Origin of the sequence: Serratia sp. PL17 (assembly GCF_017832355.1) — a bacterium.
Taxonomy (GTDB): domain Bacteria; phylum Pseudomonadota; class Gammaproteobacteria; order Enterobacterales; family Enterobacteriaceae; genus Serratia.
The window spans coordinates 989926-1002305 of sequence record NZ_JAFIBY010000001.1; the positions used below are offsets into that span (position 1 = coordinate 989926).

Annotated in this window: 11 protein-coding genes; 3 read left to right on the forward strand and 8 right to left on the reverse strand. The window is 54.4% G+C overall.

What is annotated here, in order from left to right:
- Positions 1 to 6: 6 nt before the first annotated feature.
- The 8 genes from JOE25_RS04925 to yebS all read right to left on the reverse strand — a co-directional run bounded on the left by JOE25_RS04925 (position 7) and on the right by yebS (position 10540).
- A complete protein-coding gene (locus tag JOE25_RS04925; protein WP_245209775.1) occupies positions 7 to 2349 on the reverse strand; it encodes a fimbria/pilus outer membrane usher protein in 2343 nt (780 codons plus the stop codon).
- A 151-nt stretch (positions 2350 to 2500) separates the two neighbouring features.
- Positions 2501 to 3265, reverse strand: coding sequence for a molecular chaperone (locus JOE25_RS04930; protein ID WP_209632973.1), 765 nt, complete (start codon positions 3263 to 3265; stop codon positions 2501 to 2503).
- 20 nt (positions 3266 to 3285) lie between these two features.
- On the reverse strand, positions 3286 to 3822 hold the full coding sequence (locus JOE25_RS04935) for a spore coat U domain-containing protein (RefSeq protein ID WP_209632974.1): 537 nt from the start codon (positions 3820 to 3822) through the stop codon (positions 3286 to 3288).
- Positions 3822 to 4325, reverse strand: coding sequence for a spore coat U domain-containing protein (locus JOE25_RS04940; protein WP_209632975.1), 504 nt, complete (start codon positions 4323 to 4325; stop codon positions 3822 to 3824). Before JOE25_RS04940 ends, JOE25_RS04935 begins: the two co-directional genes overlap by 1 nt.
- A gap of 2 nt (positions 4326 to 4327) precedes the next feature.
- On the reverse strand, positions 4328 to 4864 hold the full coding sequence (locus JOE25_RS04945; RefSeq protein ID WP_209632976.1) for a spore coat U domain-containing protein: 537 nt from the start codon (positions 4862 to 4864) through the stop codon (positions 4328 to 4330).
- A 287-nt stretch (positions 4865 to 5151) separates the two neighbouring features.
- The gene (gene rsmF, locus JOE25_RS04950) at positions 5152 to 6591 is read right to left on the reverse strand and encodes a 16S rRNA (cytosine(1407)-C(5))-methyltransferase RsmF (protein WP_209632977.1); all 1440 of its coding nucleotides are present in this window, start codon (positions 6589 to 6591) and stop codon (positions 5152 to 5154) included.
- A gap of 102 nt (positions 6592 to 6693) precedes the next feature.
- A complete protein-coding gene (locus JOE25_RS04955; protein ID WP_209632978.1) occupies positions 6694 to 9324 on the reverse strand; it encodes a PqiB family protein in 2631 nt (876 codons plus the stop codon).
- The gene (yebS, locus tag JOE25_RS04960; protein WP_209634183.1) at positions 9293 to 10540 is read right to left on the reverse strand and encodes a membrane integrity lipid transport subunit YebS; all 1248 of its coding nucleotides are present in this window, start codon (positions 10538 to 10540) and stop codon (positions 9293 to 9295) included. Before yebS ends, JOE25_RS04955 begins: the two co-directional genes overlap by 32 nt.
- Positions 10541 to 10754: 214 nt before the next feature.
- Between yebS and JOE25_RS04965 the strand changes: the two genes are divergently transcribed.
- From JOE25_RS04965 to proQ, 3 genes are all read left to right on the forward strand, one after another.
- On the forward strand, positions 10755 to 10955 hold the full coding sequence (locus JOE25_RS04965; protein ID WP_209632979.1) for a hypothetical protein: 201 nt from the start codon (positions 10755 to 10757) through the stop codon (positions 10953 to 10955).
- Between the two features lie 103 nt (positions 10956 to 11058).
- Positions 11059 to 11556: a GAF domain-containing protein gene (locus JOE25_RS04970; protein ID WP_209632980.1), complete on the forward strand. Its 498-nt coding sequence runs from the start codon at positions 11059 to 11061 to the stop codon at positions 11554 to 11556.
- Positions 11557 to 11651: 95 nt separating this feature from the next.
- The gene (gene proQ / locus JOE25_RS04975) at positions 11652 to 12362 is read left to right on the forward strand and encodes an RNA chaperone ProQ (protein ID WP_209632981.1); all 711 of its coding nucleotides are present in this window, start codon (positions 11652 to 11654) and stop codon (positions 12360 to 12362) included.
- Positions 12363 to 12380: the final 18 nt, after the last annotated feature.

Below are 12380 nucleotides of genomic sequence, written 5' to 3' on the forward strand. Positions count from 1 at the left end.
AATGGGTTATCGGCAGACGACGGGGCCGACGCGTTGCATACCTTGCGGTTTATCCAGGGTGAATTCTGCCTGGCATGGCGCACCGCCGTCAGCCGGAATGACGCTTAAGCGGTTGTGTTGTTCTACCGGGTCGATATAACTCATGCCGTCCCAGCCGACATAGCTTTGCTGATTGCTGCCGATAACGGCAACCTGGCTGCCATTGGCCAGATGTTTCCCTTGCGCATCGACCAGCTCAACGTCGGCAGCTGAAACACGTTTGACCGGGAAATTAACCAGGAAACCACTGTGGTCTCGTACGGCGACGGTTTTCTCTACCGTTGGGAGGGTAACGTCCGCAGGCAGATTTAAGGGGTCGATTTGGAATTTTGCATGGTAATACGAAGTGACGGTAGGCACTAATAGATAGCCATTGTTATTGGTTATACCAATCCGTTGGTTTTCGTAGCTCACCGGGATACCGGCGTAGCCATCCGTTGAAATCAGTGCAAAGGCGTCATTAATGGTATTGGTGGCATAGAAACTGCTGTTCATGGCGACCAGAGAACCGCTGACTTCGCCCCAACGCGTGTAGTTATTGCTGTTGCCATACAGGCCCGCGCGGGTTTCAAGCAGTGACGTACGCCAGGTGAGGTCGGCCTGTCGATAATCATTGCCACTGCCCTGGCTGTCGGCATAAGCCAGGTTCCATCCCAATCCGCCATCCGTAGGTGCAGACCGACTGTAACCCACGCGTTCACTCCAGCGATTATTGGTGTCACGTGTGGTGCTCACGCTGGCGGTGCCCCAACTGTCGAATGGGATACTGAGCTGGAGTTGCGAGCTGTAGCCGCTGCTGCCTATCTCACGGTTTACCGAGGCATACAGACTCATATTACGCCACAGAGTCAGGCTGTAAGATAAGTTGACCAAGCGCGTGCGCGTGCCGATGGCATCGCGCACGTCAAAATAGCCGACACCAATGCTACCAAAGCGTTCGAGCCCAATGCTGCCGGTGAGCTGATCGGTACGGCGGCTCAGACGGTAGCTGCTCTTATAAGCAGAAAGATCGCCGTAGCCTTCACTGCGCAGAACCCGCTGGGCGTTAAGGCTGAACAGTGAGTTGCTGTAGGTGTACCCCAGACTGGTTTGATCCCCACGCGTACTGGTGTACTGATAAACGTCGGTAGGTTCGGCCGGTGTGAACGGTTGACCGGTGATGGGATCATAGTAAATCTGCACGGGCAGCGGCGTGCCGTTGAATGCGTCACTGCCCGCCTGGCTATGACTGTAAGAGGCGTTTACTACCCCCCATTGCCCAATTCGAATGTCTGCGCCGGTGCCAGCGACGGCCAGTTGTGCGGCACCTTCGGCACGGCCTTCCAGGGTTAACCAATCGGTGACGCCGTAACGCCCACTGCCGCTGGCAACCCATTGCCCGTAGTCACCCGAGCTGATGCCGTAGTTTTGCCGCAGGGCACCGGTCGATAGGCTGAAATCACTCATACCGGCCTGTAACAAATTACTGGCGACGTAAAAGGGCACGGTCGTACTCACCTGGCGACCGAGTGCATCGGTAGTCACTACCGTTGCCTGACCGGCACCATTAATGTAGGGAACGGTATTGAGCGTGAAAGGCCCGGGGTTCACATTCGTCGATGTATTTTTATAGCTGTTGATATACAGATCGACGCTGGTGGGCACCGCTGCTTGCCCAGAAAACTGCGGTAATGGGTAGGTTATTACGTCCGGACGTGTGGCGAAGTCACGCGCCAGTTGCAGCCCTCCAATTCTGACTGCTGTTGTCCAGGGTAACGAGCCGGTGGTGACATCGCCTGCGGTGTAACTCAGCATGCTGTCTTCGTCACTGTAGCGCCATGAGCTGTCGTAACGGACGTAGCGACTGTTTTGTTCGCTTGTGCTGTCGTTGTTGAAACTGCCACGGTAAATACCGGTATTGGCGATCACACCAAATCCGTCGAATAAGCGCTGTTCGCTCCAGAGCGAGAAATACCCGGGGTTACCACTGCCGCTCTGGCTGGCATAGGCATCATAATTAAAGAGAAAACCAAGGCTGCTTTGTGCTTTCAGACGCTGTTCCGGATCGGTGGCGCTAATGTTTTGATTCGGCAGCCAGTCATTGGGCACGTTAATCATCAGCTGTTGGGTTTCGCCACTGTAGGTGACATCCACTTTATTGAGCTGATCGACGGCAATTTCTTTCGCCTGTTTATCTGCCACGGGCAGGCCGGCGTCGATAAGCTGTTGCGGGGTGAGGTAGTAGTGACCGCCGCGGTAGCTAATGGGGACCACATTGCCGGTTGGCCTGCCATTGACCACCGGCTCCAGGTAGAGGGTAGTATCGGGCATGGTGATCGCACCGGGCGGCGGTGGCAGATCGTCCGCCCGCACGTCTGCTAGCCACAGGTCTACCACCATACAGAGTACGGCAAGGGCTAACGGTTTTAGTCTCAATCCGTTGCCAATAGGGAGGCGTATCCGATTCACCAGCACCGAAGGCTCAATAGGCCGGAATCGTTATTGGCTGTTTATTATCGTTGACCGTCGCCTGTAGCTTACCGCCGGCAAAACTGGCTGACGGCGGTAAGGCAAAGCGTACCTGCGAACCCGGCAGGACGTAGCCCAGCAATCCAGCCGCAAGAGGCTTGCCCTGCATGCTGACTTGTGAAAGCCGGGCATGCACTACACCGGTATTACGCACGTCAAGCCAGCGTTGGCTGTTTTGCTGTGATAACCGGTAACTGAGCTGCGGTTGGCTGGCCGTTGCGTAGTCACGCGGATGCTCGTAATCCTGCTTGGTCCAGATCCCTTTGCCGCTGACAAACAGCGGGACGGAATAACGCATTTGGAATTTTAATCCCATTTGCGCCCCTTTTTCTGGGGCAGCACCGTCCTGATCCTTAATCGGCACTTCATCGACCAGAATACGGTATGCCTGCTCTTTACCGTCAGGGGTCGGCGTTTGTCTAATTAAACGGATCAGCTGACGTTTGCCGGGGGCGATGGTGGCAACCGGCGGGCTGGCGACCACGTTACTCTGGTTGTGGTAGTCATCTTTACCGTTAACCTGTTGCCATCCGAGAACGCGAACTTGCATATAAACGGTTTTGCTGTCGCGGTTCTCCAGCCACAGTGCGGTGGCCGGCTGATTGGCTTCAATGGCTGGATCAATCGGCCAGATAAGGATGGACGCGGCGGCAAAAGCGTGTGGCTGGCTTGCGAGCAAGAGGGCTGTCATCAAAGACAGTCTAAGGGCGGTTCGCATAGTGTGATCCTTGTTAAAGCTTAATAAGTCACTGTTAATAAGACCGTATCACTATAGGTGCCACTGGTGGGCAGGATACTGGTCGACATTAAACGGGCATAAATTTTGATTTCTTGCGTGCTGCCGGTGCTGGACACGGTTTGTGCGTTGCCACCGTTGGTGCCATCTCCCCAAAGGGTTGAGTAGTTACTGTCCTGGTACAGTTGGTACACCAGCGTTTCCAACGTGGTTGCGTTTTGTAATTTCCTGCCGCCGGAAATGGATCCGGTCACATTACTGCCTACATTAAGCGCCAATGTGACGCTCACATTTGGATTGCAGCGAATCAGTACCGAGCCAGCGCCAGCGCTGGATACGATGCTGATATTGCTGCTGAGTGAGGAGACCTGTCCGAAGCTGAGGGTGCCGAATGTCGTAACATCAGTGACACCGCTCCCCAATACGCAGCCTTTGATAATGGAAGCATTCACCGTAAAGGCCTGGCTAACGGTATCGGCAGAAGCCCCGCAGGCGCTTATCAGGCCAGCTAACAGCAAACAGGTCTTCGCGCTTTTCATTACCAATTTATCGTTACCTGTACCGTATCGGAATAGTTACCGGTAGCGGGGGTTGTTTGTGCGGGAACCAAGCCATACACCGGTAGCCAGGTCGTTTGTCCGGTGGCTGTCATCGACACGCCGGTCACGTTGTCCCAGACCAGGGTATGAGCGGCGTTGGTATAGAGGTTATAACTGACTTTTGCGCCAGCAGTGCTCTGCATATACCGCGCCGCCGTATTCCCACTCTGCCCACCGCCCAGCAACACGGTGTAGCTGGTTCCATTGTTGCAATTTACCTGTAAGGCCCCGGAATTCTGCTGTCCGGTAACCGGCACAGCGGTATTGAGGAAATACACTGTACCAAAGTTAAGCGTACCGAAAGTGGTGCTGCCGCCGCTGGTGGTACCCGCCACACAGGATTTAACCAGTGTGGCGTTGACCGAGACAGTGGCAGTCTTGACATCAGCACGGCCGTTTACAGCCACCAGCAATAACAGACAGGCGCTGGCCAGACGCAGCATGCTTACCAGGTTACCGTCATGGTCACCGTATCGGCATAGGCTCCAGCAGCCGGGGTGGTACCTGAAGATGGCACCAGACCATAGACGGTTAATGGGACGACCGCACCTGTACCGGTACCGGCAAGAACGCCAGTGGTGTTGTTCCACGTGAGCGTATGAGCGGCATCTTGATAAAGGTTATAGCTGATGTACGCGGGAACACTGCTGGCCATCCGACGTTGACCACTGGAGGCGTTTAACCCGTTATCCAACGCAACGGTATATGCGGTACCGTCGGTGCAGTTCAGCCCGATCGAACTGCCCGCGCCAGCGGTGCCGGTTGAGCTGGCGGTGATGATGTTGGCCAATGAGGAGTAGGTGCCGAAACTGATAGAACCAAAGTTGTTGACGGTTCCGGTTGAGGTACCACCGGTAACGACACAGCCGTTACCTATGGTTAACGATACGCCGAGCGTACCTTGAATTGTGCCTGCGTTAGCTGCGCCATTTGCGCACAGCAGGGTGGCTACCGAGGTCAATGCCATCAGAATCTTTTTCATATTAGTTTCCTTGCTGTGTAAGGGAGAACCCCACAAAATCGCCACCCGAAAACGGGTTGAACGCATTAATTTATTTACAGCTTAATTAATAGAATAAGAACTCGAAATTGTCTTGGGGAAAGACCGAAAATTTTCTTTGTTTTTGAAAGATGTCGCTATCCTCCAGCATCTCAGGGGGATAATGATTAGTTATGGAAATGATTAGAATAATAATACTTACGTATAGGAATATTATTAGGAGGATTAACCGGCCGGGGATTGACCGGCCAGTTAGGGCAAACATGGGATTATTGTTGGTGGAAATCCAGCACGCCGTCACGGACCAGTTCGCGCGGCAGGTTGTTTTTGATCCGGCTGCCAATGCGCTTGGCGATGCCTAACGGTTGTTGTTGATAGGTGACAATGCATTCGTCGGTCTGCGGCGGCAGTTCCGGGTACAAATCGCGGCCGTGGAACCACTCTTGCGCCAGCGCGGCATTAAGTTCAAAACGCTGTTTGCTATCGTCCATCGCCAAGGCGATAACAGCTTCGTGCTGCCAGCGGTAACCCTTGGTGAAACGCTCGGCCAGTTTCAGCCCGATGCGTGAGAATCGCACTTTATTGACCAGTGCCTCCAGTTCGGCGGGGAACAGCCAAATCTCCTTATCGCGCGCCCACAGACGACTGCTTTCATCCCAGGACAGGCCGGAGGCAGCGGCGGCCTGGGCAATGTCAGCCGAGTCCTTGCCGGACAGCGGGGTAAACGGAAACTTACCCAGTTTATAGTTTGGTTTTGCCAGTGGGGCAACGGAGTGGTGCTTACGCAAACGTGCCACGAAGAAGCCTTCGCTGTCGTAGATTTGCGGGAATACGTGCAGGAAACCTTCGGCAGTTAACGCCTGTTTAGCACCGGGGAACAGTTCACCCAGCGGTTCAATGCTGACTGCATCGCCGTAGGCTGCCAACAACCCGTTGACGATTTGCTGGTTCTCTTGCGCATTGAGTGTGCAGGTGGAATAGACCATCACCCCGCCAGGGACCAGGGCATGGAAGGCACTGTCGATCAATTCGCGCTGAGTGTCCGCTATGGCGGCAACGCTTTCCAGCGACCAGTTGCTCATGGCGTCTGGATCTTTGCGCACCACACCTTCACCGGAGCAAGGCGCATCCAGCAAAATGGCGTCAAAGCTTTCCGGTAACGCAGCACCGAAGACCCGACCGTCAAAGTGAGTTAACGCCACGTTTTTTACGCCACAGCGGCTGATATTGGCGTGCAGCACTTTTACCCGACTGGCGGAGTATTCGTTAGCCACGATACCGCCCTGGTTATTCATCAAGGCAGCAATTTGAGTGGTTTTTGATCCCGGTGCAGCAGCGACGTCCAGGACCCGTCGTGGCGTTTCCGTGTCAGCGAACAGTGCGCTGACAGGTAGCATCGAGCTGGCTTCCTGAATGTAAAACAGGCCACTCAGATGTTCCGCCGCGCTGCCCAAACGCAATTCTTCATCTTTTCGTTCTATCCAAAAGCCTTCAGCACACCAAGGGATAGGCTCCAATTGCCAGTCATAGTCCTGCACCAATACCAGAAAGTCAGCAACGCTGATCTTCAGGGTATTGACCCGCAGGCTACGGCGTAATGGGCGTTGGCAGGCGGCAATGAAATCGTCCATCGACAGGTCGGCGGGCATGATGGCGCGCGTCGCGTCGAGAAACGCGGGCGGCAAAAAAACGGAGGCAGGTTTGGCCACGGGTGAGCTCTCTGGCAGCAGTCAAAATAAGGGCGGGAGTTTATCACAAACCTGAGAACAGTAGGGGCCCAGCATTGCTGAGCCCCTGACGATGTTACGAAATTACTCTTTAGGGATTGCGGTGCCCCAAGCTTTCCAATCCTTCGGTTCTTCAGCATTCAGCATAAAGTGCTTGTTCGGCGTCGACTTCGGTGCCAGAGGAATGCTTGGCGGTGTGGCAAATGCAATGCCGCCGCGAATGAACTGTTGGAATGTCCCACTCTTGATGACGCCACCGGTCAGACCGAACTGCAGGTTATAGCCGGAGGCCAGCCAGAATACGCTGTTGTTACGCACCAGATACTGGTATTTCTTGCTGATGCGCAATGCGACGTGAACGCGATCGGACATGGTGCCCAGATAGAAACCGGTAACAGTGCCGACCTCCACTCCGCGGAACAATACCGGCGTGCCGATTTGCAGCGATCCGGTTTCTGCTGCGTCGAGGATAACGCTCAGGCCGTCCAGGTAACGTGAGTCGGTAATACTGGCTTCCTGCAGTTCAAAGCTGCGCAATTCGCGCCCACGACCCGGTTCAACGTTAATGTAGGGCTGTAGCAAGGTGTCGAGATTGCTCACCCCGGCTGCGGAAATCTCCGGTGATACGATGGAGAAACGGCTGCCCAGGCGTGCGAAGGTTTGCACGTATTCCGGGTACAACACCGCTTTGGCCAGCACTTCATTGCGTTCAGGTGCCAGTTTCAATGAGTCTACCTGGCCGATATCAATACCGAGATAACGCAGTGGCATACCGGGTGACAGCTTACTGGCGTCATAGGTTTTCAGGATAATCTGGCTGCCTACCGCACGGGCGGCAGTTTCTGTGGCGTACAGCACGCGTTTGGCGCCTTTGTCCAGCGTCACGCCTTGCAGGTTGTCGAAACTGATGGCCCCTTTCAGCGCGCGGTTGAGTGGCGATGCCTGAACCGTCAGGCCGCTACCGTTCAATTGCACTTTGGCGCCACCTTCGGCCCAGAAAATACTTTCGTTAGTCAGTAGTTTACGGTATTCCGGGCTGATATAAACATCGACCTCAAATTCGTTGGCTTTGGGCCGCACGTTAACGATTTCGCCTACCTGGAATTTACGGTACAACACGACCGATCCTGCCTGTACGTCTGGCAGACTGACCGCCGTCAGTGTCAGGGTAGGGGTCGGGCTATTGCCGATGATGCCGGCCTCTGCCTTTTCGCTATTGCCATATAACGGATACTGGCTGACAGCGTCGCCTTTGCTGCCGGGAATGATACGCACACCGCCGTCCAGCCATTCCTGGGCACTGGCACCAAGAACCTCCATACCATCCAGCCCCAGCTTGACGTCAACGCGGCTATTGACCACGAACTTACTGTCTTTATGCAACAGGCTGCGATATTGCGCTTCAATGGCGGCGGTAAACACCACGCCGTTGGCGGTCAGGGCGCGGCTCATGACCTGGCCAACCTTGACGCCATGCACAACCAGCGGCTGGCCAACGTCGATGCCGTAACTTTGCGGTGCGTTAAGCGTCACAGTCAGGACGCCAGGCTGTTGCAGCAATGTTTCGCTGCTATCGAGAACGTTGAAATGTTGCTGTGGTTCGCCTTCACCCGGCACCAGTTCCAGCGTATTGCCCGTCAGCAGTTGGCTGAGCTTGGCGTCGTTGAGGCTCAAACGCGGGCTGCGCATGACGATCCGCGTGCCGCTACGCATCAAATCCACGACCGCGGGATCGATCGTCAGTTCACCGGTGACCTTGCTGTCCTGTTGCAAGGTTAACTTGGTCAGGGTGCCCACCTGTAACCCTTGGTAAATCAGAGGGGTGCGGTTTTCGGTCAGATTGTTACCGCTCGGCAGATCCAGCGTGATGTTGACGCCGCGCTGGCTGTGCGCCAAATCGGGATACAGGGTATAGCTTTGATCGGCTTTGGCCTGCGGGGCGTCGAGCGGTGAATCAAAAGCAATGGCGCCATTGACCAGGGCTGTCAGGCTTTCCATCTGCACTGACGCGCCTGCCAGGCTAAAATCGCCTTTGAAGCCTGAGACGTTCCAAAAACGGCTGTTGCCTTTGACCAGATTGGCAAAGCGGCGATCGATCAGCACGTCGATAGTGACACCTTTATTGCCCTCGGAGATGGTGTAGTCATATACCTTGCCGACGGGGATTTTGCGGTAGTACACCAGCGAACCGGTATTCAACGAACCGAGATCGTCTGCGTGCAGGTGTATCATCAGTTCGCCGGTGTTCAGCCGGTACTTGGGCTGGGTATCGAGCGCGGTAAAGTGGGTTTGCGGCTGCCCGCTGCCTGGCATCATGCCGATGTAGTTGCCGCCGACCAACGCATCCAAGCCAGACACCCCCGCCAGCGAGGCTTTCGGTGTCACCAGCCAAAACTGAGTGCCGTCGCGCAGTGAGTCTTCGAGGTCACTTTTGATACTGGCTTCGACCACGATACTGCGCAGATCCTTGCTCAGGCTGATGCTTTGTACGGTACCGACTTCCACCCCTTGGTAACGCACAGGGGTACGCCCGGCGATAATGCCTGCGGCAGACTGGAAGTCTATGGTTACCGTGGTGCCACGTTCCTGGACGTTGTTATAAACCAACCACCCCGCGATCAGCAGGGCAATAAACGGCAGTAACCAGAATGGCGAAATACGGCGCTTGTTTTTGACCCGCGCCTCAGTCGGTGTATTCGGCGTTTCCTGTTGCATGTGCATCCCAAATCAATCGGCTATCCAGCCACTCTACGGCAAGAATAGTTAAAATAACCGCAGACCCAAAGTAAAAGGCAGCCGGTCCCATAGTAAAAGATAACAATTGGTCGCGATTCACCAGCGACATCATTAACGCAATAACAAACAGATCGAGCATCGACCAGCGCCCGATCCAGGTCACCAGACGCAGTAGGCGGATACGTGTTTTCAAACTGTGCGAGGTCTTGAAATGAATGCTGAACAGCAATGTAATCAGCACAATGACCTTGGTAAAGGGCACCAGGACGCTGGCAATGAAAACGATAGCGGCAATAGGCGCATTGCCCGAGGTTGCCAGCGAGACGACACCAGAGAAGATGGTATCTTCCAGGCGCGCACCGTTGGCGTAAATAATGGATATAGGCATCAGGTTGGCCGGGATCAGCAGAATCATTGCTGCAATCAGAGCGGCCCAGGTTTTTTGCAGACTATAAGGCTGACGATGGCACATCGGAATATGGCAGCGTGTGCAGCGGCCGCGTTCGTCAGGATAGCCGGTAAAATGGCACGACAAACAGACATGCAGCGCCGCCGGCGGACCTTCCGGCTGTTCCTGCGGGTAATAACGCTCCCACAATTGCTCCAAATTGACATGGATCAGCGTCAGGATACTGAGCAGAGTGAGCGACAGGTACGCAATCAGCGCGCTGCCGGCCTGAATGTCGGCGTACTCTTTGACCTTGATTGTCGCAACGGCCATGCCGATCAGGTAAATATCGAGCATGACCCACTCTTTCAATCGGTCCAGCATCAGCAGCACCGGCCGTAGATTCATGCCCAGCGCATGGCCAAACCGCAGGTAAAGCAGTGACAGTGCCAGGGTCAACGGGGCGCCAATGGTGCAAAATGCCACCATACTGGCGGTGATGGGATCGCCCTGACGGCTCATCTGCCAGATACCTTCCAGTAGGCTGGCGTCAATACGCACCCCCAGCAAACGGATGCTGATCAATGGTTCACTGAAGGCGAAGGGCATTAACAGCAACATCGTGACTGCCATGGCGGTGAGCCGGGTCATTGACCAGTCGCGTCCACTCACTACTTTTGCATCGCAACGCGGGCAGTAAGCGGCCTGGTTACCGCTGAGTGGCGGCAACACGAAGAGCAGGTCGCATTCGCAACAACGTTGGTGGCGAGCTTTGGAAAGTGGTGTGGTGATCGCGTGTATTTTCATCATGACAAAAGCTGCCCTAGAGCCCGCCGGATTTCATAGCGTAGCTGAAAAATAAACCTGGTCTAACCTGCTGATGATAAAGCTCAGGGCGGCAACGCAGGGAAAACAGGGTTTCTGCGAGGCAAACATACCTTGCCCGACAGGGGTTGTGAAGCAACAGTTCAACAACCCCGTGGCGATTGGCATTTAATGCCTATGGCGCGCAGGTTGGACAATGGCTTTACAAGCACCGGCAGAGAATATCCAATGCATTGATATAAAAAGAATAAAGCTTATTTCATTCAGTAAAGTGACTGCCGGGCTAACTTGTTGTTTCAAAACGTCTCATGATTGCTTTGGACAACCCGATGTAATAGCAATTATGCTGAGGGTCAGCTGGCAGAAAAATGGCAAGACAGCAAAACTACCTGCATGATATACAATAGAAAATCAAATAACTTGTCGCTCATGCGCATTATGACTGACCCCCTGTGTTTCTTTTAATATTAGACACAGGAATAGAAAACCATGGTTAACAGATGACAAAAGAAGAGTTCTACACAGATTTAAAACGTGATTTGGGTGCGCTGCTCGACGGGGAAACCAACTTTATCGCTGCGTTGTCCAACGCCAGTGCGTTGATCAATGAGCGTCTTGACGACGTCAATTGGGCGGGTTTTTACCTGATCGACGGCAACCAACTGGTGCTCGGTCCGTTCCAGGGAAAAATCGCCTGTGTGCGTATTCCTGTGGGTAAGGGTGTGTGCGGTACCGCGGTGGCGGAAAACCGCGTTCAGCGGGTTGGCGATGTCCATGCGTTCCCAGGCCATATCGCCTGCGATGCGGCCAGTAATGCAGAAATTGTGCTGCCGCTGAACGTTGGCGGTCATATTATCGGCGTTCTTGATATTGACAGCACAGTTTATCAACGTTTCGACGAACAGGACGAAAGGGGCCTGGAAGCAGTGGTGGCGGGGCTTTGCGCGCAGCTGGAACAGTGTGATAGTGCGAAATATGTCACTGTGACAGCAAGTTGATCTACGGTTAACGTGGCATTTACCGATGGCGTCATTATAATGACGCCTGTTCATGCCTGCGCTGGTTGGCAAACCCGTTGTAATCAGGAAATTTCATGGAAAATCAACCTAAGTTGAACTCTAGTAAAGAAGTCATTGCTTTTCTTGCCGAGCGTTTTCCGCTCTGCTTTAGCGCCGAGGGCGAAGCTCGCCCGTTGAAAATCGGTATTTTTCAGGATCTGGTCGAGCGTGTTCAAGGGGAAGAAAACCTGAGCAAAACGCAATTGCGTTCTGCTCTGCGCCTGTACACCTCAAGCTGGCGTTATCTGTACGGTGTCAAAGTTGGCGCACAGCGCGTCGATTTGGACGGCAATCCGTGCGGTGAGCTGGAACAGCAGCATGTCGATCATGCCCGTCAACAGCTTGAAGAAGCGAAAGCGCGCGTTCAGGCACAGCGTGCCGAACAAAACGCGAAAAAACGTGAAGCTGCGGGTGAATCAGCCGACGCGGAACCACGCCGTCCGCGCCCTGCAGGTAAAAAACCTGCCGTGCGTCGCGAAGGTGGAGCCGCACAGGAGAACCGCAAACCGCGCCCACAAACTCGCCCACAGCCAGCTCGCCAACCTCGTCCAGTAAAAGAGGAAAGCCAGCCGCGTCATGTGCCAGTCACGGATATCTCTAAACTGCAAATTGGCCAAGAAATCAAAGTCAGAGCAGGCAAGAGCGCGATGGATGCTACCGTACTCGAAATCGCTAAAGATGGCGTACGTGTGCAGCTCTCTTCCGGTCTGGCGATGATTGTGCGCGCAGAACACTTGCAGTTCTGATACGGAGGCCAACCAAGG

Bases quoted from the DNA above. Each gene is read 5' to 3' on its own strand.
- JOE25_RS04965 (WP_209632979.1), top strand. From the start codon at position 10,755: ATGGCTTTACAAGCACCGGCAGAGAATATCCAATGCATTGATATAAAA.
- JOE25_RS04955 (WP_209632978.1), bottom strand. From the start codon at position 9,324: ATGCAACAGGAAACGCCGAATACACCGACTGAGGCGCGGGTCAAAAAC.
- JOE25_RS04970 (WP_209632980.1), top strand. From the start codon at position 11,059: ATGACAAAAGAAGAGTTCTACACAGATTTAAAACGTGATTTGGGTGCG.
- proQ (WP_209632981.1), top strand. From the start codon at position 11,652: ATGGAAAATCAACCTAAGTTGAACTCTAGTAAAGAAGTCATTGCTTTT.
- JOE25_RS04935 (WP_209632974.1), bottom strand. From the start codon at position 3,822: ATGAAAAGCGCGAAGACCTGTTTGCTGTTAGCTGGCCTGATAAGCGCC.
- JOE25_RS04945 (WP_209632976.1), bottom strand. From the start codon at position 4,864: ATGAAAAAGATTCTGATGGCATTGACCTCGGTAGCCACCCTGCTGTGC.
- JOE25_RS04930 (WP_209632973.1), bottom strand. From the start codon at position 3,265: ATGCGAACCGCCCTTAGACTGTCTTTGATGACAGCCCTCTTGCTCGCA.
- JOE25_RS04940 (WP_209632975.1), bottom strand. From the start codon at position 4,325: ATGCTGCGTCTGGCCAGCGCCTGTCTGTTATTGCTGGTGGCTGTAAAC.
- yebS (WP_209634183.1), bottom strand. From the start codon at position 10,540: ATGAAAATACACGCGATCACCACACCACTTTCCAAAGCTCGCCACCAA.
- JOE25_RS04925 (WP_245209775.1), bottom strand. From the start codon at position 2,349: ATGCCCGATACTACCCTCTACCTGGAGCCGGTGGTCAATGGCAGGCCA.